At 60.5% G+C, this 23620-nt stretch carries 24 protein-coding genes and 1 riboswitch; of the genes, 9 read left to right on the top strand and 15 right to left on the bottom strand.

Features of this window, described 5'->3' with window-relative positions; genetic code table 11:
- The first annotated feature begins 2 nt into the window (after window positions 1-2).
- Window positions 3-1244, top strand: coding sequence for a pyridoxal-phosphate-dependent aminotransferase family protein (locus KIF87_RS06940; RefSeq protein ID WP_213328302.1), 1242 nt, complete (start codon window positions 3-5; stop codon window positions 1242-1244).
- The gene (gene hpxK, locus KIF87_RS06935) at window positions 1241-2479 is read left to right on the top strand and encodes an allantoate amidohydrolase (RefSeq protein ID WP_213328301.1); all 1239 of its coding nucleotides are present in this window, start codon (window positions 1241-1243) and stop codon (window positions 2477-2479) included. The genes KIF87_RS06940 and hpxK overlap by 4 nt, the downstream gene beginning before the upstream one ends.
- Window positions 2480-2522: 43 nt before the next feature.
- Here the strand turns inward: hpxK and KIF87_RS06930 are convergent, their stop codons facing one another.
- A complete protein-coding gene (locus tag KIF87_RS06930; protein WP_213328300.1) occupies window positions 2523-3524 on the bottom strand; it encodes a magnesium transporter in 1002 nt (333 codons plus the stop codon).
- 60 nt (window positions 3525-3584) lie between these two features.
- Window positions 3585-3754: riboswitch (M-box (ykoK) riboswitch) on the bottom strand.
- Between the two features lie 159 nt (window positions 3755-3913).
- Here KIF87_RS06930 and KIF87_RS06925 point away from each other — a divergent pair.
- Window positions 3914-4417: a DedA family protein gene (locus KIF87_RS06925; protein ID WP_213328299.1), complete on the top strand. Its 504-nt coding sequence runs from the start codon at window positions 3914-3916 to the stop codon at window positions 4415-4417.
- Window position 4418: 1 nt separating this feature from the next.
- Here the strand turns inward: KIF87_RS06925 and KIF87_RS06920 are convergent, their stop codons facing one another.
- Complete coding sequence (locus tag KIF87_RS06920; protein WP_213328298.1) at window positions 4419-5168, bottom strand: SDR family oxidoreductase; 750 nt, start codon at window positions 5166-5168, stop codon at window positions 4419-4421.
- 100 nt (window positions 5169-5268) lie between these two features.
- Between KIF87_RS06920 and KIF87_RS06915 the strand changes: the two genes are divergently transcribed.
- Window positions 5269-5628 carry a winged helix-turn-helix transcriptional regulator gene (locus tag KIF87_RS06915; RefSeq protein WP_202774956.1) on the top strand — a complete coding sequence of 120 codons (360 nt, stop codon included), beginning with the start codon at window positions 5269-5271 and terminating at the stop codon, window positions 5626-5628.
- Between the two features lies 1 nt (window position 5629).
- Here the strand turns inward: KIF87_RS06915 and KIF87_RS06910 are convergent, their stop codons facing one another.
- The gene (locus KIF87_RS06910) at window positions 5630-6424 is read right to left on the bottom strand and encodes an SDR family NAD(P)-dependent oxidoreductase (protein ID WP_213328297.1); all 795 of its coding nucleotides are present in this window, start codon (window positions 6422-6424) and stop codon (window positions 5630-5632) included.
- A gap of 125 nt (window positions 6425-6549) precedes the next feature.
- Window positions 6550-6993, bottom strand: coding sequence for a winged helix-turn-helix transcriptional regulator (locus KIF87_RS06905; RefSeq protein ID WP_213328296.1), 444 nt, complete (start codon window positions 6991-6993; stop codon window positions 6550-6552).
- 152 nt (window positions 6994-7145) lie between these two features.
- Between KIF87_RS06905 and agp the strand changes: the two genes are divergently transcribed.
- Window positions 7146-8387, top strand: a complete 1242-nt coding sequence (agp, locus tag KIF87_RS06900; RefSeq protein WP_213328295.1) for a bifunctional glucose-1-phosphatase/inositol phosphatase — start codon at window positions 7146-7148, stop codon at window positions 8385-8387.
- A 33-nt stretch (window positions 8388-8420) separates the two neighbouring features.
- Here the strand turns inward: agp and KIF87_RS06895 are convergent, their stop codons facing one another.
- Window positions 8421-8648 carry a YccJ family protein gene (locus KIF87_RS06895; protein ID WP_008499832.1) on the bottom strand — a complete coding sequence of 76 codons (228 nt, stop codon included), beginning with the start codon at window positions 8646-8648 and terminating at the stop codon, window positions 8421-8423.
- Window positions 8649-8668: 20 nt separating this feature from the next.
- The gene (wrbA, locus tag KIF87_RS06890) at window positions 8669-9265 is read right to left on the bottom strand and encodes an NAD(P)H:quinone oxidoreductase (protein WP_198885131.1); all 597 of its coding nucleotides are present in this window, start codon (window positions 9263-9265) and stop codon (window positions 8669-8671) included.
- 390 nt (window positions 9266-9655) lie between these two features.
- Between wrbA and KIF87_RS06885 the strand changes: the two genes are divergently transcribed.
- The gene (locus tag KIF87_RS06885) at window positions 9656-9829 is read left to right on the top strand and encodes a con-10 family general stress protein (protein WP_024909630.1); all 174 of its coding nucleotides are present in this window, start codon (window positions 9656-9658) and stop codon (window positions 9827-9829) included.
- A gap of 116 nt (window positions 9830-9945) precedes the next feature.
- On the top strand, window positions 9946-10869 hold the full coding sequence (locus tag KIF87_RS06880) for a DMT family transporter (protein ID WP_213328294.1): 924 nt from the start codon (window positions 9946-9948) through the stop codon (window positions 10867-10869).
- On the opposite strand, the gene rutG is transcribed toward KIF87_RS06880, so the two are convergent.
- Genes rutG through rutA form a run of 7 tightly spaced genes read right to left on the bottom strand, consistent with a single transcriptional unit; the run spans window position 10857 to window position 16291 of the window.
- Window positions 10857-12179, bottom strand: a complete 1323-nt coding sequence (rutG, locus tag KIF87_RS06875; RefSeq protein ID WP_213328293.1) for a pyrimidine utilization transport protein G — start codon at window positions 12177-12179, stop codon at window positions 10857-10859. The genes KIF87_RS06880 and rutG overlap by 13 nt on opposite strands.
- A 21-nt stretch (window positions 12180-12200) precedes the next feature.
- Window positions 12201-12695 (bottom strand): NADH-dependent FMN reductase RutF, encoded by a 495-nt coding sequence (rutF, locus tag KIF87_RS06870; protein WP_213328292.1) that lies wholly within the window; start codon window positions 12693-12695, stop codon window positions 12201-12203.
- Between the two features lie 9 nt (window positions 12696-12704).
- Entirely contained in the window at window positions 12705-13295 is a 591-nt protein-coding gene (locus KIF87_RS06865; protein WP_213328291.1) for a malonic semialdehyde reductase, read from the bottom strand.
- A gap of 9 nt (window positions 13296-13304) precedes the next feature.
- Window positions 13305-14105 (bottom strand): pyrimidine utilization protein D, encoded by an 801-nt coding sequence (rutD, locus tag KIF87_RS06860; RefSeq protein ID WP_213328290.1) that lies wholly within the window; start codon window positions 14103-14105, stop codon window positions 13305-13307.
- A 7-nt stretch (window positions 14106-14112) separates the two neighbouring features.
- Complete coding sequence (gene rutC / locus KIF87_RS06855) at window positions 14113-14499, bottom strand: pyrimidine utilization protein C (RefSeq protein WP_010429508.1); 387 nt, start codon at window positions 14497-14499, stop codon at window positions 14113-14115.
- An 11-nt stretch (window positions 14500-14510) separates the two neighbouring features.
- Window positions 14511-15200 carry a pyrimidine utilization protein B gene (rutB, locus tag KIF87_RS06850; protein WP_213328289.1) on the bottom strand — a complete coding sequence of 230 codons (690 nt, stop codon included), beginning with the start codon at window positions 15198-15200 and terminating at the stop codon, window positions 14511-14513.
- The gene (rutA, locus tag KIF87_RS06845; protein ID WP_100167076.1) at window positions 15200-16291 is read right to left on the bottom strand and encodes a pyrimidine utilization protein A; all 1092 of its coding nucleotides are present in this window, start codon (window positions 16289-16291) and stop codon (window positions 15200-15202) included. The genes rutB and rutA overlap by 1 nt, the downstream gene beginning before the upstream one ends.
- A 245-nt stretch (window positions 16292-16536) precedes the next feature.
- Between rutA and rutR the strand changes: the two genes are divergently transcribed.
- A complete protein-coding gene (gene rutR / locus KIF87_RS06840; protein WP_213328288.1) occupies window positions 16537-17175 on the top strand; it encodes an HTH-type transcriptional regulator RutR in 639 nt (212 codons plus the stop codon).
- Here the strand turns inward: rutR and KIF87_RS06835 are convergent.
- Both KIF87_RS06835 and putA read right to left on the bottom strand, forming a co-directional pair.
- A complete protein-coding gene (locus KIF87_RS06835; RefSeq protein WP_159515613.1) occupies window positions 17172-17567 on the bottom strand; it encodes a lysozyme inhibitor LprI family protein in 396 nt (131 codons plus the stop codon). The two genes, rutR and KIF87_RS06835, sit on opposite strands and share 4 nt — an antisense overlap.
- A 101-nt stretch (window positions 17568-17668) precedes the next feature.
- Window positions 17669-21631, bottom strand: a complete 3963-nt coding sequence (putA, locus tag KIF87_RS06830; protein WP_213328287.1) for a trifunctional transcriptional regulator/proline dehydrogenase/L-glutamate gamma-semialdehyde dehydrogenase — start codon at window positions 21629-21631, stop codon at window positions 17669-17671.
- Between the two features lie 423 nt (window positions 21632-22054).
- Between putA and putP the strand changes: the two genes are divergently transcribed.
- On the top strand, window positions 22055-23563 hold the full coding sequence (gene putP, locus KIF87_RS06825; protein ID WP_213328286.1) for a sodium/proline symporter PutP: 1509 nt from the start codon (window positions 22055-22057) through the stop codon (window positions 23561-23563).
- Window positions 23564-23620: the final 57 nt, after the last annotated feature.

Below are 23620 nucleotides of genomic sequence, written 5' to 3'. Positions count from 1 at the left end.
AAATGGATATCGCACGCTTTCCGCAAATCAACCCGCCCCAGCGCCTGCTGATGGGGCCGGGCCCGATCAACGCCGACCCGCGCGTGCTGCGCGCCATGTCGAGCCAGCTGATCGGCCAGTACGATCCGGCCATGACCCACTACATGAACGAGGTGATGGCGCTCTATCGCGGCGTGTTCCGCACCGAGAACCGCTGGACGATGCTGGTGGACGGCACCTCCCGCGCGGGAATTGAAGCCATTCTGGTCTCCGCCATTCGCCCGGGAGATAAGGTGCTGGTGCCGGTCTTTGGCCGCTTTGGTCATTTGCTGTGCGAAATTGCCCGCCGCTGCCGCGCGGAGGTGCATACCATTGAGGTGCCGTGGGGCGAGGTGTTTACCCCGGACCAGGTCGAGGATGCGATTAAGCGTATTCGCCCGCGCCTGCTGCTGACCGTGCAGGGCGACACCTCCACCACCATGCTGCAGCCGCTCGCCGAGCTGGGTGCCATCTGCCGCCGCTACAACGTGCTGTTTTACACCGATGCCACCGCGTCGCTCGGCGGCAACGCGCTGGAGACCGACGCCTGGGGGCTGGATGCCGTCTCGGCCGGGATGCAGAAATGCCTCGGCGGCCCGTCGGGCACGTCGCCGATCACCCTGAGCGCGCGCATGGAGGAGGAGATCCGCCGCCGCAAATGCGTTGAGGAGGGCATTCGCACCGACGCCCACCGCGACGGCGACGAGGAGATGATCTACTCCAACTACTTCGATCTCGGCATGGTGATGGACTACTGGGGACCGGAGCGGCTGAACCACCACACCGAAGCGACCACCGCGCTGTTTGGCGCTCGCGAATGCGCGCGGCTGATCCTGCAGGAAGGGCTGGATAACGGCATCGCCCGCCATAAGCTGCACGGCGATGCGCTGCTGAAGGGCATTCAGGCGATGGGGCTGGAGACCTTCGGCGATCTGAAGCACAAGATGAACAACGTGCTGGGCGTGGTCATTCCGCAGGGCGTCAACGGCGACCAGGTGCGTAAGCTGATGCTGGAGGATTTCGGGATTGAAATCGGCACCTCGTTTGGCCCGCTGCACGGCAAAGTGTGGCGCATTGGCACCATGGGCTACAACGCGCGCAAAGACTGCGTGATGACCACCCTGAGCGCGCTGGAGTCGGTGCTGAACTACCTGAAATTCACCACCACGCAGGGTGCCGCCATGCAGGCCGCGTGGGACCACTATCGCCGCGAGACGCCGCAATGAGCCCGGCGGCAGAACGGGTGATGGCGCGCGCCGACGCGCTGGCCGTCATCAGCGAAACCCCGGATGCGCTGACCAGGGTCTATCTTTCCACCCAGCATCTGCAGGCCAACCAGCTGGTCGGAGAGTGGATGCGCCAGGCGGGAATGACCGTCTGGCAGGACAGCGTGGGCAATATCTGTGGACGCTATGAGGGCGCGCAGGAAGGGGCGCAGGCGGTGCTGCTCGGCTCGCATCTGGACACCGTACGCAACGCCGGGCGCTACGACGGCATGCTCGGGGTGCTCACCGCCATTGAGGTGGTGGACAGCCTGCACCAGCAGGGTGTGCATCTGGCGCAGGCCATCGAGATTGTCGGGTTTGGCGACGAAGAGGGGACCCGTTTTGGCATCACCCTGCTAGGCAGCCGGGGCATCACGGGCACCTGGCCGCAGGGCTGGCTGGAGACCTGCGATGCCAGCGGCATCAGCGTAGCGCAGGCGATGGTGCAGGCGGGGCTCGACCCCGCCCGCGTGGCGCTTGCGGCGCGCCATCAGGACGATTTCAGCGCCTGTCTGGAGCTGCACATCGAACAGGGGCCGTGTCTGGAGCAGGAAGGTCTGGCGCTGGGCGTGGTGGAAGCCATTAACGGCGCGCGCCGCCTCAACTGCCGCTTCACCGGGGAGGCCGGACACGCGGGAACTGTGCCGATGAATCACCGTAAGGATGCCCTGGCCGCCGCCGCCGAATGGATGGTGCTGATCGAAAACACCACCCGACAGCAGGGCGGTAATCGGGTGGCGACGGTCGGGGAGCTGCGCTGCCTGCCCGGCGCGGTCAACGTTATTCCGGGCGAGGTTGCGCTCTCTCTGGATATTCGCGGCCCGCAGGACGGCCCGCTTGACGCGCTGCTCGCGGAACTGCTGGCGCAGGCGCAGGCCATTGCCGCTCGTCGCGGGCTGAGCTTCAGCGCCGAGGAGTTTTACCGTATCGCCGCCACGCCGTGCGATGCGCGCTTGCAGGATCTGCTGGGACAGGCCGTTGAATCGGTGCAGGGGCGCTCATTATCGCTGCCGAGCGGTGCCGGGCATGACACCATCGCGCTGGCAGAACGCTGGCCGGTCGGCATGCTGTTTGTGCGCTGCAAGGGGGGCGTCAGCCACCATCCGGCGGAATCGGTGATGGCTGAGGATGTTGCCCTGGCGATTGAGGCGTTTGGGCGGGCGGTGAGAGCGCTGGCCGACGGTGGCCCGTGTTAAATGGTAGGCCGGGTAAGCGTAGCGCCACCCGGCAAGGTCAGCGTTACTCCAGCCCCAGCGTATATTGCGCGATCTTAAAGTAGATAATCAGCCCGGTGCCGTCGATAAGCGTCGCGATAAACGGCGCGGAGACGACCGCCGGGTCAATGCCGCAGCGCTTGAGCACCATCGGGATGACGGATGACACAATCGCACTCCACAGCGTAATGCACACCAGCGTCAGGCTGACGATAAGCGTGATTTCCAGCCCAATCCCCATCATCCAGGCGCGGATACACCCGGCGATACCGAGCGTGGCGGCAATCATCAGCGAGGTGGTCATCTCTTTACGCAGCACGCGGCCAACGTCGCGCAGACGGACTTCCCCCAGCGCCATGGCGCGCACCAGCGTGGAAGTGATCTGCGTCCCGCTGTTGCCGCCCGTGCCGATCAGCAGCGGAATAAAGAACGCCAGCGCGATGGCGGACTCCAGCGCCTCTTCAAAATGCTGGATCACCGAGCTGGTATAGGCCTCCGCGACAAACAGCAGCAGCAGCCAGACGGAGCGTTTCTTCCACAGGCTGTACGGGCTAGTGTCCAGATAGGGCTTCTCCAGCGGCAGCGTCGCCCCCTGAAGCTGAGCATCTTCGGTGACGTCATCTTCCAGCAGATGGGCGATTTCGCGCTCGGTCAGGCAGCCGACCAGCTTGCCGTGGGTGACCACGGGCACCACGTCCGCGCCGCCGTGCGCCAGCAGCCCGGCAACGTCAGCACGTTCATCCTCCGGTTTTACCTGCAAAAACTGCGAAATCATCAGCGATTTCACCGGCTGTACCGTGTCGGGGGTCTGCAGCAATTTACGCACGGCAATCATACCCGCCAGGCGGCCATTGTCTTCAATAAAAATATGAGACGGAATATCGTCGTCTTTTAATTTTTCGAAGAATTGCTCGCGCGCCAGCGCCACGCATAATGAAATATCGAGGACAATAAAGTCGGTATTCATATATTGCGCGATCGCGCTGTCATTGAATGCCAGGTTTTGGTTGTGAATAGCGTAAGACATAGTGAATTCCCTTTGAATAATAACATCTCTCAGGGGCGAGCAAGACAGGGCATGTCGAAGAGGAGATCCCCACGTCCTGGGTTCAGCACTGTACACCGTATCCCGTGAGGGAAGTTATACTGACAAAGCCTTGATTCGACAGTGCCTGTTTTACCCTGTGCCGGTTCTCTCGAACCTACCAGAGCGATAACGTGTATTTGTACAGGAGCCTCGCCATAACGAGATCGTTGTAAAACGTGAGAAATAATACGCTTATTTGATATTGCCGCTCGGGAAATTAAATAATGTTTAAGAACGGTTTAGGAGAATCTTATTAATAAAGCGTTGAGGGTTTATTTAAGGTAATTCATTTCTAATGGAGGATTATATAATCAACGGAGGAGAGGAAAATGGCGTGGTTTGATAATCTGCTGAATCATTTTGCGCTGTATCCGGCACATCTTTTCGCGCTGTTATTTATGATGGCGCTGAGTAAATCGACGGTGCTGATCTCCTCCGTGCTGCCGCCCGCCTCGGTGATGCTGCTGGCGGGCATAACCGTCAGCCAGGCGAGCATGCCTCCTTCGCTGGCGTGGCTCGCCGTGGTAATGGGAGCAGCGGCGGGTTCGGTGCTGAACTACCATATTGGCCAGCTGATGGGGCACACCCGGCTGGTCACGCGTTTTACCTCAAAGCATGCCGATAAGTTTTTGCGGGTACAGCATCAGCTGCAAAAGAACGGTGTCGTCGTGCTGTTTACGTCGCGCTTTCTGGCGGTGTTGCGCTACATCGTCCCGCTGGCGGCGGGGATGCTCAGGCTGAATGCAGCAAAGGTCTACGCCGTCAGCCTGATTTCCGCCTGCGTATGGGCGGCGCTGTATGTCGGCATCGTCACCGGCATCAGCGCCTTTTGAGTTACAAACTCCCCATTCCGCCGTCGACCAGCAGCTCCGTTCCCACTGTGTAGCTCGACTCGTCGGACGCCAGATAGAGCGCGGCTTTTGCCAGCTCCGTCGTCGAGCCCATTCTGCCGAGCGGCACCAGCTTAATGACCTCTGCCATCATTGCGTTAAGCGCCTCATCGCTTAGGCCCGTCTTCGTAAACGCCGGGGTTTCTACCGGGCCGGGGCTCAGACCGTTGACGCGGATCCCGCGCGGCAGCAGCTCCGCCGACAGCGTGCGCGCCAGCGACAGCAGGGCGGCCTTGCTTGCGGCATACGCGCTGCTGGTGGGCAGGCCGATGCGTGCGCTTACGGAGCCGCAGAGGATCACCGACGATGGGTTATTCAGCAGCGGCAGCAGCGCCTGAATTAAAAAGAACGGTCCCTTCAGGTTGATGCCCATCAGGCGGTCCCAGGCATCCTCCTGCCAGGCTTCCAGCGGCGCGTGCGTCACGTCGCCCGCGTTGAGAAACACCGCGTCCAGGCGCGGCCAGCGGGCGGCGAGGGTGTCCGCCAGCGCTTTTTGCGACGAGATATCTCCCGCATCGGTCGGGATCACCCAGGCCTTATCGCCCAGAATACGTTTTGCTTCGGCGAGCGTTTCCGGGTTACGTCCGGTCACGGCGACGTGCGCGCCTTCGGCGATAAACGCCTGCGCGGTGGCAAGACCGATGCCGCTGGTGCCGCCGGTGATCAGCGTATATTTATCTGTTAAACGACCCATGTTCTTCTCCTGAAATGTCACTGGAGAAAGCACTATAGAAACGTTAGTATCGAAAGGAAACCAGGTACCAAATGGATACTAACGAGGCAAGAGGTGTGCTATGGCAGAAAGGCTGGAGGTGTGCTGCGAAAAAAAATCTGAGGCGTATACCTGCCCGATGACGCAGTTTGTCAACCTGATATCCGGTAAGTGGGCAATCCCCATTCTCTACCGCCTGATTGTGTTCAACACGCCCGTACGCTTTGGCGATCTGCTGCGTGCCGCTGCCCCCATCACGCAGAAAGAGCTGACGAAGCAGCTTAGGCTGTTCGAGCAGCGCGGGCTGGTGACGCGGACGGTCTACCCGGAGATCCCGCCGCGCGTGGAGTATCAGATCACCGGGCTGGGGTTAACCCTGCAGGACGCGCTCTCGCCGCTGGCCGCCTGGATGAGCGAGTACGGCGACCAGCTTGAGCGTTAGGCTACTGTTTTACGTAGCGCGGTGCCGGAATGCCGGTGCGCGCGCTGTTGAACAGCTCAAGGCGCGCCGCTTCGTAGCGGTCCCACAGGCCTGCGTCATGCATCGGCGGGATGGTGATCGGTTCACCCTGATCCAGACCCGCCAGCGAGGCATCCACCATATCGTCGGTGGTCATTACCGATCCTTCCGGCAGATCGTTCACCGTGACGCCTGAATGGCTCCAGATTTCTGTCGCCGTGGCGGCGGGCAGTACGGCCTGAATGCGCACGCTGCTGTCGGCAAAATCTTCCTGTAACCCACGGGTAAAGCTCAGTACCCACGCCTTGGTGGCGCTGTAGAGCGCGCTGCCCGCCCGTACGTGCAGGGCCAGCACGGACGCGATATTGATCAGCGTGCCGCGATTGTTCTGCGCCAGGCGGGGCAGGATGGCGTAGGTCAGACGCATCAGCGCCGTGGTGTTCAGGGTGTTAATGGCCTGATGCTGCGCCACCTCGCCCGCAAGGAACGGTGCCATCTGCGCGGTGCCCGCGTTGTTAACGAGCGTATCAATGGCGGTATTGCTGCGCAGCTCCTCTTCCACGGCGCGGATCCCGGCTTCATCGGTAAGATCGGCGACCAGAATATCGACGGCTACGCCATAGCGCGCGCGCAGGTCTGCAGCGAGGGTTTTCAGGCGATCCTCGCGGCGGGCAACCAGCACCAGGTTGGCACCGCGCGCGGCAAGACGATCGGCATAGACGGCACCGATCCCGGAAGAGGCGCCCGTAATCAGGGCGGTGGTGATTTGCGTAGTCATCGTGTGTTACCTCAAGGCAAAGTGGGTTGTTTGGTTTCAAGATGAAACTGAATTAACTCTCGGCTATTTGGTTTTATAATGCAACCATTTTGGCGATCGTTTTGTGCTTTTGCCGTCGGGAACGATCAGGAGGGGAGTTTAGCCACGATCTCTTCAGGCGTCAGTTCGCGCCCATCGTCGGCGATAAGCGCCAGCTTGCGCAGGGGTTTGCGCTGTTCAGCATCGACCAGCACGGTGCCGCATTCGTTTTCAGCAAACAAAAATTCATTGCCCCACTGGGACAATGCAACCAGCACCGTTTGCAGGGCGCGCCCTTTCTCGGTCAGGACATACTCCTGCCAGGCGCTGCCGTCGGACGCGGGCTGAAGCCGGAGAATGCCTTCGTCGACCAGCAGCTTGAGCCGCGTGGTCAGCATGTTTTTCGCGATGCCGAGGCTTTTCTGGAACTCGCCGAAGCGTTTAACCCCGCGCAGCGCGTCGCGTACGATCAGCAGCGACCACCAGTCGCCGATGATATCCAGCGAACGGGCGACGGGGCAGGTGCTCTCTTCGAGGCGGGTACGTTTCACGGTCAATTCTCCGGTAGGGTGTGGTTTTATTATAAAACTAATTGGCACGCACCGTAAGCACGTTAATCATCAGTTTGAGAAATGCTTCCCGGAAAATTGTCACCAATCTGTCACACTGAGCGCGACATTTTAAAACGAGTGAGGAATTAGGGATGAGAAAAGCACTACTCGCGCTGGCAGTCGCCGGTTCCATTTCAGCAACGTTTGGCGTGCAGGCGCAAGAGACGCCGGAAGGGTATCAGCTGGAGCAAGTTTTAATCATGAGTCGCCATAACCTGCGCGCGCCGCTGGCCAATAACGGCAGCGTGCTGGAGCAGTCCACGCCGAAGCAGTGGCCGGAGTGGGAGGTGCCGGGCGGTCAGCTCACTACCAAGGGTGGCGTGCTGGAAGTCTATATGGGCCATTACATGCGAGAGTGGCTGGCGCAGCAGGGGATGGTGAAGACGGGAGAGTGTCCAGCGGCGGATAGCGTTTACGCTTACGCTAACAGCCTGCAGCGTACCGTTGCCACCGCGCAGTTCTTTATCATCGGCGCGTTCCCGGGCTGCGACGTTCCCGTGCACCATCAGGAAAAAATGGGCACCATGGATCCGACCTTCAATCCGGTGATTACCGATAACTCGCCGGAATTCCGCGAAAAAGCGCTCAAGGCGATGGAGTCCGAGCGGCAGAAAATGCAGCTTGGTGAAAGCTATAAGCTGCTGGAGCAGCTGACGAACTACGCGGATTCCCCGTCCTGCAAGGAGAAAAAGGTCTGCTCGCTGGCAGACGCGAAAGATTCCTTCAGCGCCGACTATGAAAAAGAGCCTGGCGTATCCGGGCCGCTGAAGGTGGGCAACTCGCTGGTGGACGCGTTTACGCTGCAGTATTACGAAGGCTTCCCGGCCGACCAGGTGGCCTGGGGCGAAATCAAAACCGACCAGCAGTGGCGCGTGCTGTCGAAGCTGAAGAACGGCTATCAGGACTCGCTGTTTACCTCTACCGAGGTGGCGCAAAACGTGGCGAAGCCGCTGGTGAAATATATCGATAAAACCCTGGTCACCGAACAGGCGAAAGCGCCGAAAATCACCCTGTTGGTGGGGCATGACTCGAACATTGCTTCCCTGCTGACTGCCCTGGATTTCAAACCGTATCAGCTGCACGACCAGCAGGAGCGCACCCCGATTGGCGGCAAAATTGTCTTCCAGCGCTGGCATGACAAAAACGCCAACCAGGAGCTGATGAAAATTGAGTATGTCTACCAGAGCGCAGAGCAGCTGCGTAACGCCAGCGTGCTGTCGCTGCAGTCCCCTGCGCAGCGCGTGACGCTGGAGCTGAAAGGCTGCCCGGTGGATGCGAACGGCTTCTGTCCTGTCGATAAATTCAATGCGGTCATGAATAACGCGGCGAAGTAAAGGAGAACCCCCCGCTGCGGCGGGGGGAAACGCTTAGACGTTTTTACGTTCGATGGTTTGCTCGCCCCAGAAGAGCGAGTCTTTATCCGTTTTTTCGAAGGCGCGCACCAGCACCTCATCGTTACCTTCCTCCCAAATCTGCTCGGCCAGCTTCTCGTCGTATTTTGCGACTTCAAAGATAGCTTCGGCAATCTCCGGAGAGGTGTTGCGTAAACTTGCCCATTCGCCCACGTGGTGAGCTTTGGATTCTTGAGTTGGCATGCTTGTCCTCCTGTTGGGTGTTAGCCGTTCAGTTTTTTGGCCAGACCCGCGACGTATTCACCCTGATAGCGGGCGATAGCCAGTTCTTCATTGCTTGGCTGACGTGAGCCATCCCCACCGGCAATGGTGGTTGCGCCGTACGGCGTACCGCCGCGCACCTGGGAAACGTCAAACAGCTCCTGCGCGCCGTAGCCAATCGGCACAATCACCATCCCGTGATGAGCAAGGGTAGTCCAGGTTGAGGTAATCGTCTGCTCCTGACCGCCGCCGGTCCCGGTAGAGCTGAATACGCTGGCGAGTTTGCCGTAGAGCGCCCCGGATGCCCAAAGCCCGCCGGTTTGATCGAGGAAGGTGCGCATCTGGCCCGACATATTGCCGAAGCGGGTCGGGGTGCCGAAGATAATGGCATCATAATCCGCCAGCTCCTGCGGGGTGGCGACCGGGGCGTTTTGTGTTTTCCCCCCGGCTTTCAGGAAGGCTTCCGCCTGCATGGTTTCCGGTACGCGTTTCACCACAACCTCAACGCCATCAACCCTGTTTGCACCTTCTGCTACCGCGTGAGCCATGGTTTCAATGTGTCCATACATGGAATAATAGAGCACCAGAACTTTTGCCATTTTGCATCACTCCTCGTTGGTTTTTCTGACAGCGGATCGCTGCGTTCTTTTAAAGATATGCCATCACAGCCAGACTGCAAAAATGAACGGCATTTCTTTGATTTATAACAATATGATGACAAGAGGGCTTTGTAGCAAAATGAAACAACTTTTAGGCGATGGATTTTTGAAATGATAAGAAAGGCTTATGCATCCCCGTCGCGTCATCTCACCCGAAAGGCTGAGTTCATGTTGCAGAATATTACCTGCGGCTTGCCGGATAGCGGCATTCCACTAAGCTTAGTTTCACGCGGCACAGATAAAGGCACTGTCCTTGTGTTGCGAGGTGAAAGATTCCTCTTTTACTGAATGCAATATGATGTCTAATGTTTCACATTCTGGAGGTTAGAGATGGCAAACCATCGTGGTGGTTCAGGTAATTTCGCAGAAGACCGTGAAAGAGCATCAGAAGCAGGCCGTAAAGGTGGCCAGCATAGCGGGGGCAACTTCAAGAATGACCCGCAACGCGCATCTGAAGCTGGCAAGAAAGGGGGCAAAAACAGCCACGGCAGCAGCAGTAAGTAACACGCCGGGTTGAACCCTGCCGCCGGGATCTCCCGGCGGTTTTTTTATTTCTGCAACATTGAACTGTAACCAAAGGCAACGCACACTAGGGAATTGATCTTAACCGCGAGTGCCGCATGTCTGTCTCACGCTTCAAATTCTCCATAAAACCGCAGGAAGCCATCCTCATTCTCATCACCATGTTCTGGGGCGGGACGTTCCTGGCCGTTCAGTACGCGGTGACCCTCAGCGATCCATTCTTTTTTGTTGGCCTGCGCTTCGCGACGGCGGCGCTTGCCGTAGCGCTCATCTCCCTGAAAACCCTGCGCGGGTTAACGCTCAAAGAGCTGAAGGCTGGGGTAGCGATTGGCGTAGCTATTGCGATGGGCTACAGCCTGCAGACGTGGGGATTGCAGACCATTTCCAGCAGCAAATCCGCGTTTATCACTGCGATGTACGTACCGCTGGTGCCGCTATTGCAGTGGCTCTGTCTCGGCAGAATTCCGGGCCTGATGTCCTGCATTGGCATCGTGCTGGCGTTTATCGGCCTGATCCTGCTGGCCGGGCCGGAAAATAACCTGCTGGCGCTGGGGCCGGGCGAAATCATCACCCTGATTGGGGCGATTGCCATTGCGGCGGAAATTATTCTGATTAGCGCCTGGGCGGGCAAGGTCGACGTCAAGCGGGTGACGGTGGTGCAGCTTGCCACCGCGTCGCTGGTGGCGTTTGCGACGATGGTGCCGGCAGGCGAGTCCGTACCGCCGATGTCCACCGGTCTGGTGGTGGTCGCACTGGGGCTGGGTATCTTCAGCGCCATTATTCAGGTCACCATGAACTGGGCGCAGCGCAGCGTATCGCCAACCCGCGCGACGGTGATTTATACCGGTGAACCGGTCTGGGCGGGCATTTTCGGGCGACTGGCCGGGGAGCGTCTGCCGCTGCTGGCCCTGGTGGGCGCGGCATTTATTGTTGCCGGGGTGCTGGTGAGCGAGTTAAAGCTCAAACGGAAGAAAAACACGCTGCCAGAAAATGACAGCGCGGCGTTAAATCAGGAATCCTGATGCACGACGGCGCCCTGCGGCGCGGCGGCCATTCGGCTGCTCAGCAGGGCGTTAAGCAGGATCGCGCCGAAGGTCGCCGTGCCAATCCCGCCAATCGTAAACCCGCCCAGCGTCAGGGCAAAATCGCCCGCGCCCAGCACCAGCGTGACCGCCACCATAATCAGGTTGCCGTTCTGGCTGAGATCGACCCGATGCTGCACCCAGATGCGCGCCCCGGCCACGGCGATCAGCCCAAACACCACAATCGATGCCCCACCGATGACCGGTGACGGAATGGTGTGGATCAGCGCGCCGAACTTCGGCGAGAAGCCGAGCAGCATCGCCATCACCGCCGCCGCCACGAAGACCAGCGTCGAGTAGACCTTGGTCACCGCCATCACGCCAATATTTTCGGCATAGGTGGTGACGCCGCTGCCGCCCACGGAGCCGGAAAGCATGGTCGCCAGCCCGTCACCGACGAACGCGCGGCCCATGTACGGATCCATGCTGCGCCCGGTCATCCCCGCCACCGCCTTCAGGTGGCCCAGGTTTTCCGCCACCAGGATCACCGCCACCGGTGCGATAAGCATCATCGCCTGAGCGTTAAAGGTGGGCGAGGTGACCTTCGGCAGGCCGAACCAGGCGGCCTGATGCAGCAGGGTAAAATCAACCGGCTTGCCCAGACCGAAAACGTTGGCCAGCAGGGCGTAGACCAGACAGGCGACAATCAGCCCGACCAGGATCAGCAGCCGCTGGATCATGCCCCGCGTGAACACCGCCACCAGGCCGATGCACAGCACGGTGATCACTGCCATCCAGCTTTCAAACGGCGAGGCGGAGACGCTCCTGACCGCAATCGGGGCGAGGTTCAGGCCAATCGCCATCACCACGGCGCCCGTCACGACCGGGGGCATCATTCGCTCTATCCAGCGCGTGCCGATTTTCATCACCACCAGACCAATCAGGGTGTACACCAGACCGCAGGCGATGATGCCGCCGAGGGCCACGCTCAGGTTGGGGTTGATCCCCTGGCCGTTAAACCCGGTGGTGGCGATGACCACTCCGACAAAGGCGGCGCTGGATCCGAGATAGCTGGGCACGCGCCCGCCGGTGACGAAAAAGAACAGCAGCGTGCCGATCCCCGACATCAGAATGGAGAGGTTGGGATCGAGTCCCATCAGCATTGGCATCAGCACCGTGGCGCCAAACATGGCGACCGCGTGCTGAACGCCCATCACCATCGTCTGCCCGAGCGGGAGACGTTCATCCGGCGCGACCACGCCTGCGTCTGTGGAGGTCGATTTCAACTGCCAGTGGGGAAATCCGAACATGGTCTGTCTCCTTAGAGCGGGTTAACAGGCGGGGCGCATAAGCGCGTGGTAGCCGCGGTCAAACCACACCAGCCCTTGCGGCACGGGGTGGCGGATAATCGAAACAATGTCGCAAAACAGAATGTCATGGGTGCCGACGCTCACCACCTGGCTGATGCGGCAGTCAAACGAGGCCAGCGCATCCTCCAGGCGCGGGCAGCCCGTGTCGCCCGTCTGCCAGCGGGCGGCGGCAAAGCGTTCCTCCATCGGCGTTTTCCCGCCAAACAGGTTAGATAAAGGCTCCTGTCCGGCGCTCAGGGTATTCACGCAAAGGGTTCGGTTTTCGCTAAACGTTGGCCATACGGACGCGCCGCGGTTCAGGCACACCAGCAGGGTGGGCGGTGAATCCGTGACGCTGCACACCGCGCTGGCGGTGAAGCCTGCCAGCCCCGCAGGGCCGTCGGTGGTGATGATATTGACCGCCGCGCCAACGCAGGCCATGGCGTCGCGGAAGGTTTGTTTATCCGGTGTCGTCATAATCGCTCCTTACGCCAGCCCGCAGGCATCGTCTAAGTCCAGACGCGGCAGGCGCCCGTAAAGTTTGCTGGTATCGCCGTAGCCAATGTTGATCAGCAGATTGCTTTTAAGCGTGGTGCCGGTGAAAAAGGCCTCGTCGACCTTTTGGCGGTCAAAGCCCGACATCGGGCCGGTGTCCAGCCCCAGGGCGCGACAGGCGAAAATCAGGTAGGCGGCCTGCATTGAGCTGTTGCGAAAGGCGGTCTCTTCCGCATGCGCGGGGCTGGTGGTAAACCAGCTCTTTGCATCGCCGTGCGGGAACAGCTCGGGCAGGCGCTCGTAGAACTCACCGTCCCAGGCGACAATGGCCGTGACCGGGGCGGTGAGCGTTTTCTCGAGGTTGCCGCTGGAGAGCGCCGGGCGCAGCTTCTCTTTCCCCTCTGCGCTTCGCACAAACACAATCCGCGCCGGGGAGCAGTTGGCGGACGTTGGACCCCATTTCATCAGGCTGTAGATTTCGCGCAGCGTTTCGTCGCTGAGGGGCATATCCTGCCAGCCGTTATGGGTGCGGGCGCCGGTGAAAAGCGTTTCCAGCGCGGCGGGGGTAATGGCTTCGCTCATTAAAGCTCCTTATAAAGCGGGTTCCGGGCTGTGCAGCAGGCTGGCAAGCCCGTTCAGCAGCAGGGTGTTAAAGGTATCCGGCTCGGTGACGTTGCAGGCATGCCCGCCCTGGCGCATCACCGCGCTGCGGCTGTGCGGGATCGCGGCCTGCAGTTCCGACGAGCAGACGGAGGGCACCAGCATGTCGTCGGCGGAACAGATAATCTGTACCGGACAGCGTATGCGCGCGGCATGGCGGCTGAAGTCGGCCTTTTTCAGGGCGTTGAGCCTGTGCAGCAGGTTGGTTTTGCCCTGGAAATGGACCAGCGCAAGCGCTTCTTCTGCCTCCAGACGGGGAGCGCGGGCGGCCATCCAGTCCGCCGGGTAGAGAAACAGCGGCTGCGCCTCGACCCACGCCTGCGCGCCGCCGTAATGCAGCAGGCGCTCGCGGATCTGAAAGCAGCGGCGGGTGTGGGCGTTGAGGGTCAGCCAGCCGTTGACGCACACCAGCGCGGTGAGGGCGTCGGGCCTGTCGAGGGCCAGCTGCAGGCCGACCAGCGCCCCCAGCGCGTGACCCACGACGCTGTAGCGGGCAATCCCGGCATCAGCCAGCGCCTGGGCCAGTTCGTCCGCCATCTGCGCAAGGCTGTACCCTTCCGGCAGGGTGTCAGGGTTATTGCCCGTTCCCCGCTGGTCATAGCACACCACCTGATACTCCGGCTCCAGCGCGGCCAGCTGGGGCAGCCAGTAGCTGCCGCTGCCGCCGAGACCGGAAATAAAGACCACCACGGGCGCGCCCTCATACGGGGGCGGCGAGACGGAGAGTTTCATACCTGCCTCACTTCGCGATGTGCGCAACGGTGGCGATTTCAACCAGCGCCTCTGGCTTCACCAGCCCGCACTGAATGCAGAACCGCGCCGGTTTATCGCCGGGGAAGAACTCGGCGTAGATCTCGTTAATCGCGGCGTAGTTTTTCCAGTCGGTGATAAAGATGCTGTTGAAGGTCACATCCTCCATCGTGCCACCCGCCGTTTCGATCACGGTTTTGATCGTCTCCAGCACGTGGCGGGTTTGCGCCTTTGGGTCGTTGATAAACACCACGTTGTTGTCTTTATCAAAAGGCAGCGTGCCGGAGACATACACCACGCCGTCGGCGAGGGTGCCGGGAACAAACGGGGCGATGGGCGTGCTGGTGCCCGGCGGAATAATCACGGATTTTGGCATCAGGTGTCTCCTCAGGCGATACGGGCGAGCGGGGGATTCAGGGCGTCGCAGAAATCTGCAACGTTACTGACCCAGCCAAAAAAGGTTTCGATATTGAACAGGGCCGCCTTCTGGGCGAATTCCGGCCCGGCCTGGTGGGTCGCGTCTTCCAGCACCACGCCAAAATACTCGAGGAAAAAGCCGTCGCGCAGGGTCGACTCCACGCAGACGTTGGTGGCGATGCCGGTGAACACCAGATGGCGAATGCCCCGGCTGCGCAGCAGGCTGTCGAGCGGCGTGTTGAAAAAGCCGCTGTAGCGCGGTTTGGGCAGGACGATATCGCCCGCCTGCGGTACCAGCTCATCCACCAGCTGATAGTCCCAGCCGCCTTTCGCCAGCAGCTTGCCCTGCAGTTCGGGCCGCTTACGCATGGTTTTCAGGGCGTTCGACTTGTGGAAATTGGGCGAGCCGGGGCCGCCGGCCTCGACGTACTGGTCATCCCAGCCGTTCTGGAACCAGATGATGAGCATTCCCGCAGCGCGCGCGGCGGCGACGGCGGTTTTGATGTTCGCAATCACCGGCTGGGTGGTGGAGACGTCGAACCCCGCCAGATCCAGATAGCCGCCCTGGCTGGCGTAGGCGTTTTGCATGTCCACCACGATCAGCGCGCTCTGCTCTGGCGTGAAGGTAATGGCTTCCGGGCGTGCGTTAAGGGTTGTCATTACGCCACCTCCTTCGTGACGGCAGGGATGTGGGCGCGGCACTGCATCAGCGGCTGGATGCGCTCGCCGAAGGTCTCCACGCCGGTGAGGAAATCATCGAAGGTCAGCAGGACGCCTTCCGCCCCGGGGACGGCCGCCACTTCGTCGAGCATTCTGGCGACGCTGGCATAAGAGCCGACCAGGGTGCCCATGTTGATATTGACCGCAGAGGTCGGGTCAGCCATCTGGCGAACGTTGGTATCCGCGCCGGAGCGGGTATCCTTCTGGCTCTGCTCGGTGAGCCAGCTCAGGGCCTCCTCGTCGGCGCCGTCCTTATAGCGCTCCCATTTGGCGCGCGCGGCGTCGTCGGTTTCGTCGGCAATGACCATAAACAGCACGTAGGAGCCCACGTCGCGTCCGGTCCTGTCGGCGGCCTCTTTCATCCGCGCGGCGGTCGGGGCGAAGGCGGCAGGCGTGTTCACGCCTTTACCGAAGCAGAAGTTGAAGTCGGCGTATTTGGCGGAGAATTCCATCCCCGCGTCGCTCTGCCCGGCGCAGATCACCTTCATCGGCACCGACGGCTGCGGGCTGACGCGGCAGTCGTTCATGGTGAAGAAGTCGCCTTTAAAGTCGCTTTTGCCGGTGCCCCACAGGTCGCGCAGGACCTGCACGTATTCGGTCAGGTAGTCGTAGCGACGCGAGAAGTAGTCGTCACCCGGCCAGAGCCCCATCTGCTCGTACTCGGGTTTTTGCCAGCCGGTGACCAGGTTAACGCCAAAGCGCCCGCCGGAGATGGAGTCGATGGTGGAGGCCATGCGCGCCACGATCGCCGGGGGCAGGGTGAGGGTGGCGGCGGTGGCGTAAATCTGAATACGCGAGGTGACCGCGGCCAGCCCGGCCATCAGGGTAAAGGACTCCAGGTTGTGATCCCAGAATTCGGTTTTGCCGCCAAAGCCGCGCAGCTTGATCATCGAAAGCGCAAAGTCGAAATGGTAGTGCTCCGCTTTCTGCACAATGGCTTTATTCAGCTCAAAGGTCGGCATGTATTGCGGTGCAGTGGTCGAGATAAGCCAGCCGTTGTTGCCGATGGGTACAAATACGCCAATTTTCATCACGAACCTCTCTTCATTACGTCGCAGGTGTAACGGTGTTTTTGCAAAGGCAGTGCCAGTTTTGAAAATGGCAGTGTTATTAATGTGTTAACCAGAAGTTGGTGGATTGATGTGGCTAAATGTGGACTAAATGGTCAAAAACATTGCACAGAAAACAGGCATTCATGCGCGATCGGAGTGCAGGATGTCGTGGCGAGACGGGGGTTTTGCTATGCTGAGGGCAACGCAGAATAAGGAGAGCGGGAATGGCACAAGGCGCAGTGAAAACACCAGGTAAACGTTCGCAGGCGGTGAGCGCTAAGAAACAGGCGATCCTCAGCGCGGCGCTGGAGACCTTTTCGCAGTTTGGTATTCACGGCACGCGGCTGGAGCAGGTGGCGGAGCAGTCCGGGGTATCCAAAACCAATCTGCTCTACTACTACCCGTCTAAAGAGGCGCTCTATATCGCGGTGATGCAGCAGATCCTCGATATCTGGCTGGCGCCCCTCAAGGCGTTCCGCGAAGAACTGGCCCCGCTGGTGGCGATCAAAGAGTACATTCGCCTGAAGCTGGAGGTGTCGCGCGATTATCCGCAGGCATCAAGGCTGTTTTGTCTTGAGATGCTGCAGGGCGCGCCGCTGTTGCAGGCGGAACTCACCGGAGATTTAAAACAGCTGGTGGACGATAAGTCGGCCATTATTGCCGGATGGGTCGCCAGCGGAAAGCTGGCCCCGGTCGACCCGCATCACCTGATCTTTATGATTTGGGCCTCCACCCAGCATTACGCTGACTTTGCGGCCCAGGTTGAAGCGGTGACCGGTAAAACGCTCCAGGACGAGGCGTTTTTCCACAGCACGCTGGAAAACGTGCAGCGGATGATTATCGAAGGGATCCGCCTGCGCTAGTTTCCCGGCGGGAGAGGGCAGCTTAAGTCGCCCTCTTCACACTGCATCAGCGAGGCCAGAAACGCTTCGCGCTCCACGGTTTTTTCCGCCAGGCACTGGTTAACAATCATTGGCTGGACGCTCCCGCCTTCCGTCCCCGAACCGATAAACGCGCAGTCCGCGTCGCGCAGGGTAATCCACGCCTGCTGCGCTTTTTTCAGCAGGTCGCGCTGGGGGGCCGCCGCGCGTTTGATGGCGGCCTGATAGGTCTGGTTGAGTTTTTTATCGGCAGCCTGGTACTGCTGCGCGCTACAGGTATTCAGCTCAAGCTGGGTGGTCGCTTTGTCGCACTCGTCGGCCAGCGCGCTGGCGCTCAGCAGCAGCGCTGCGCCTGCGAGAAATACTCTTTTCATCATTCCCTCCGTGTAAAAAAGCCGGATGCGCTGCGCTTATCCGGCCTGGGGTGATTTTGTAGCCCCGGTAAGCGTAGCGTCACCGGGGAGAGTTTACACGATTAACCGATGGTCATCAGGCTGGCGTTACCGCCTGCCGCCGCCGTGTTGACGCTGAGCGAGTGCTCCACGTACAGACGCTCCAGCAGCAGGTTGGTTTCACCGCGGGCGAAGCCCTGTACCGACACAATCGCTCCGCTGCGGGCTGCGACCTGCTCGCACAGTTCGCGCAGCTGGTCGGAATCACCGTGGTAAATTACGGCATCAAACGGCTGCGTCAGCAGCGCATCGGCCTTCGCGAAGTGAATGCGGGACGAGACCGCTTTCGGCAGCTGTTTGGCGAGATCGCGATGCAGCGCATCTTCCGGCCACAGCACTTCACACCCGGTTGCCATGGCGGCGGCCAGCTGCACCAGCGCGTCCTGCTCGTTATCGGCCACGCACAGCACGCGCTCGCGCGGCATCAGCGTCCAGGTGTTGCGCTCGCCGGTTGGCCCCGGCAGCAGACGCTGCGTGCCCGCCTGGGCCAGCTCGCCGTACTGCCGGGCAACGGCACGCAGTTCAGGACGTTTTTCCGCCCACGCGATCAGCGCCTCCAGCGGCTGCGTCAGCACGGCTTTCAGCTGCGCATCCACCGGATAGTCCGCATCCTGGCGTGCCAGGGTGACGCCCAGGGCGTTCTCCGGACGATTCGCCAGCAGACGGTACAGGTAAAGCGGACCGCCCGCTTTCGGACCGGTGCCGGAGAGGCCTTCGCCGCCAAACGGCTGTACGCCCACGACCGCGCCGACCATGTTGCGGTTGACGTACAGGTTGCCCACTTTGGCGCTGCCGGTCACCTGCGCGATAGTCTCGTCGATACGGGTATGCACGCCGAGCGTCAGTCCATAGCCGGAGGCGTTGATCTGCTCAACGAGCTCGTTCAGGTTGTTACGGTTGTAGCGCACCACGTGAAGCACCGGGCCGAAGACCTCTTTTTTCAGCTCGTCGAAGCTTGCCAGCTCAATCAGCGTTGGCGGCACAAAGGTGCCGGTCCGCCACTCGCGGGTATCTTCGCTGTTCTCACGCACCGCCTGGAACACCGGACGGCCTTTCGCGCGCATGGCCTGAATGTGGTTTTCGATGTTGGCTTTGGCTTCCGCGTCGATCACCGGTCCGATGTCGGTGGTGAGACGGCCCGGGTTGCCCATGCGGCATTCGGCCATCGCGCCGCACAGCATCTTCAGCGTGTGGTCCGCCACGTCGTCCTGCAGGCACAGCACGCGCAGGGCGGAGCAGCGCTGACCGGCGCTGTCGAACGCGGAGGCCAGCACGTCGACCACCACCTGCTCGGTAAGGGCAGAGGAGTCAACGATCATGGCGTTCATCCCGCCGGTTTCCGCGATGAGCGGAGTAGGACGGCCCTGCGCATCCAGACGGGTGGCAATGTTGCGCTGCAGTAGGGACGCCACTTCGGTCGAACCGGTAAACATCACGCCGCGCACGCGGTTGTCGGAAGTCAGTTTGGCGCCGACGGTTTCACCGCGGCCCGGCAGCAGCTGAACCACGCCCGCAGGCACGCCCGCTTCCAGAAGAATGTTGATGCCCTGCGCGGCAATCAGCGGGGTCTGCTCTGCCGGTTTTGCCAGCACGCTGTTGCCTGCGGCCAGGGCGGCGGCAATCTGGCCGGTGAAGATCGCCAGCGGGAAGTTCCACGGGCTGATACAGACGACCGGACCGAGCGGACGGTGGGTTTCGTTATCGAAATCATTGCGCACCTGGCCCGCGTAGTAGTGCAGGAAATCGACGGCCTCGCGCACTTCGGCAATGGCGTTGCTGAAGGTTTTACCCGCCTCGCGCACCAGAATGCCGATGAGCTGTTGCATCTGATCTTCCATCAGCACCGCGGCGCGTTCCAGAATCGCGGCGCGCTCCTGCGGCGGGGTGGCGAACCAGATAGGGGCGTTATTCACCGCGCTGTCCAGCGCCTGGTCCACTTCCGCTTCGGTGGCTTCACGCACGTAGCCGACGATATCTTTTGGCTCTGCCGGGTTAATGACCGGCTGCATGTCGCCGTCAGCAGCGGACTGTTCCAGAATCGGTTTGGCCTGCCACTTCTGCAGCGCGCTGTTGAGCAGGGCAGAGGAGAGCGATGCCAGACGGTGTTCGTTAGCGAGATCCAGACCTGCCGAGTTGACGCGGCCTTTGCCGTACAGCTCGCGCGGCAGGGCAATCTTCGGATGCGGCAGGCCAATCTGGCCTTCCTGCGCCGCCATCTTCTCAACGGCCTGCACCGGGTCGGCCACCAGCTCGTCGAGCGGCAGGGTGGTGTCGGCGATGCGGTTAACGAAGGAGGTGTTCGCGCCGTTTTCCAGCAGACGACGCACCAGGTACGCCAGCAGGGTTTCGTGGGTACCCACCGGAGCATAGATACGGCACGGGCGGTTCAGCTTGCCGTCAGCCACTTTACCGGTGACCTGCTCGTACAGCGGTTCACCCATGCCGTGCAGGCACTGGAACTCGTACTGGCCAGGGTAGTAGTTCTGCCCGGCCAGGCTGTAGATCGCCGCCAGGGTGTGGGCGTTATGGGTAGCGAACTGCGGATAGATCAGGTTCGGCACGCCGAGCAGCTTTTTCGCACAGGCGAGGTAAGAGACGTCGGTGTAAACCTTGCGGGTATACACCGGATAGCCTTCCAGCCCGTCCATCTGGGCGCGTTTGATTTCGCTGTCCCAGTAAGCACCTTTCACCAGACGGATCATCAGGCGACGACGGCTGCGGCTTGCCAGGTCAATCAGGTAATCAATGACGAACGGGCAGCGCTTCTGGTAGGCCTGGATAACGAAGCCGATGCCGTTCCAGCCTGCCAGCTCCGGCTCGAAGCACAGTTTTTCCAGCAGATCGAGGGAGATCTCCAGACGGTCGGCCTCTTCGGCGTCAATGTTGATGCCGATGTCATACTGGCGCGCCAGCAGGGTCAGGGACTTCAGGCGCGGGTAGAGCTCTTCCATCACCCGGTCGTACTGCGCGCGGCTGTAGCGCGGGTGCAGGGCGGAGAGCTTGATGGAGATGCCCGGGCCTTCATAAATACCGCGACCGTTGGACGCTTTACCGATGGCGTGGATCGCCTGCTGGTAAGAGACCATGTAGGCCTGCGCGTCGGCGGCGGTCAGGGCCGCTTCGCCCAGCATGTCGTACGAGTAGCGGAAACCTTTATCTTCCAGCTTGCGGGCGTTCGCCAGCGCCTCGGCAATGGTTTCCCCGGTAACGAACTGCTCGCCCATCAGGCGCATCGCCATGTCCACGCCCTTGCGGATCAGCGGCTCGCCGCTCTTACCGATGATGCGGTTCAGGGAGCGGGAGAGGTTGGCTTCGTTATGGGTGGAAACCAGTTTGCCGGTAAACAGCAGGCCCCAGGTGGCCGCGTTGACGAACAGCGACGGGCTGCGGCCAATGTGGGAATGCCAGTTGCCGTTGCTGATCTTGTCGCGGATCAGCGCGTCGCGGGTGGCTTTATCCGGAATACGCAGCAGCGCTTCCGCGAGGCACATTAGCGCCACGCCTTCCTGAGACGAGAGGGAAAACTCCTGCAGCAGACCCTGAACCATCCCGGCGCGGCCGGTGGCGGTTTTCTGGTTGCGCAGCTTGTCGGCTAACTGATACGCCAGGCTGTGCGCCTGTGCGGCAATGGCTTCCGGCAGGCGAGCCTGCTCCAGCAGCATCGGCACGGCGTCGGTTTCGGCACGGCGGTAGGCGCCGGTAATGGCGGCACGGCTGACGGACTGCGGCAGGATCTGCTCGGCAAACTCAAGGAACGGCTGATGGTTCTCGTCGCCAGCGGCGGGCGCCTCCTCGCTTTCGTTCGCTGCACCGGCCAGCAGGGCAGGCAGCTCCGGCAGGCCCTCATCGCTCTCGAGTCTTTCGAGATAGTTAAAAATCGCCTGCTTAATTAACCAGTGCGGCGTGCGGTCAATGCGGGTTGCCGCGGTCTTAATCCGTTCGCGGGTGGCGTCATCCAGCTTAACCCCCATGGTGGTCATACCCATGCCAAAGCTCCTGTTGTTCTGTAATAGCGTTCTGTAGATAGCGTGAAATATCCCCCATGTTGCAACTTTGTGCAACCGTGTTAAATGTGACCTGGTTTGCAACCCGGAAAATGAATGGATTGTTAACGAATGGTTAGCTGGAAAAACGTGCTGGCTGCTTTACGTGAAGCCTGTTTTTATGCGGGAGTTAACACTTTTCAAAGGTGCAACCCGCAAAAGCGTGAGCGAGTGCAACCTACAGGAAACTTGTATCAAACCGGGGATGAAATTGATGTAAATGCAGTGTTAAATCGTTTGTCAGCGGAAGGCGCATACGGCAGGATAGCGCGCCCAACCGAAACACAAGATACATTCACCTCGTTCCGGTGATCATATAACAAGGCAGCCCGGACGGCTGTCGCTCGACATTTTTGGAGAATTTGAATGGCTATTAGCACACCGATGCTGGTGACATTTCTCGTTTATATTTTTGGCATGATCCTGATAGGGTTTTTGGCGTGGCGGTCAACGAAGAACTTTGACGACTACATTCTGGGCGGACGCAGTTTAGGCCCGATGGTGACCGCACTCTCTGCGGGCGCATCCGACATGAGCGGCTGGCTGCTGATGGGGCTGCCGGGCGCGATTTTCATCTCTGGTATTTCGGAAAGCTGGATCGCCATCGGCCTGACCGTCGGCGCGTGGATCAACTGGAAGCTGGTGGCAGGCCGTCTGCGCGTGCATACCGAGGCTAACAACAACGCCCTGACGCTGCCGGACTACTTCACCGGACGCTTTGAAGACAACAGCCGCATCCTGCGCATTATCTCCGCGGTGGTTATTCTGCTGTTCTTCACCATCTACTGTGCCTCCGGCATTGTGGCCGGCGCGCGTCTGTTCGAAAGCACCTTCGGCATGAGCTACGAAACCGCCCTGTGGGCCGGTGCTGCGGCGACCATCCTCTATACCTTCGTGGGCGGCTTCCTGGCCGTGAGCTGGACCGACACCGTGCAGGCGAGCCTGATGATCTTCGCCCTGATCCTGACCCCGGTGATTGTGATTTTCACCGTTGGCGGCTTTGCCGATTCGCTGGAAGTGATCAAGCAGAAGAGCATTGAAAACGTCGACATGCTGAAAGGGCTGAACTTCGTGGCCATCGTGTCGCTGATGGGCTGGGGCCTGGGCTACTTCGGTCAGCCGCATATCCTGGCGCGCTTTATGGCGGCGGATTCTCACCACACCATCGTTCACGCTCGTCGCATCAGTATGACGTGGATGATCCTGTGTCTGGCGGGGGCGTGTGCGGTCGGCTTCTTCGGTATCGCGTACTTCAACAACAACCCGGCGCAGGCGGGCGCGGTAAACCAGAACGCCGAGCGCGTGTTCATCGAGCTGGCGCAAATTCTGTTTAACCCGTGGATTGCCGGTATTCTGCTCTCCGCGATCCTGGCGGCGGTGATGTCGACCCTGAGCTGCCAGCTGCTGGTCTGCTCAAGTGCGATCACCGAAGACCTCTACAAAGCCTTCCTGCGTAAAAACGCGAGCCAGAAAGAGCTGGTGTGGGTAGGGCGCTTTATGGTGCTGGTGGTGGCGCTGATTGCCATCGCGCTGGCGGCCAACCCGGAAAACCGCGTGCTGGGCCTGGTGAGCTACGCGTGGGCGGGCTTTGGTGCGGCGTTTGGTCCGGTGGTGCTGTTCTCCGTCATGTGGTCACGTATGACCCGTAACGGCGCGCTGGCGGGAATGATTATCGGTGCGCTGACCGTTATCGTCTGGAAACAGTTCGCGTGGCTGGGCCTGTACGAAATCATTCCAGGCTTCCTCTTCGGCAGCATCGGCATCGTGGTGTTCAGCCTGCTGGGTAAAGCGCCGTCTGCCTCTATGCAGAAACGCTTTGCTGAAGCCGACGCGCATTACCACTCCGCGCCGCCGTCTAAGCTGCAGCCGGAATAATTTTCCCACGTAACACCGTAGGCCGGGTAAGCGCTAGCGCTACCCGGCTTTTTTCTT

Origin of the sequence: Enterobacter sp. 120016, assembly GCF_018383635.1 — a bacterium.
In the GTDB taxonomy this organism is placed as follows: Bacteria; Pseudomonadota; Gammaproteobacteria; order Enterobacterales; family Enterobacteriaceae; genus Enterobacter; species Enterobacter asburiae_D.
This window is presented reverse-complemented; position numbering and strand designations above follow the sequence as displayed.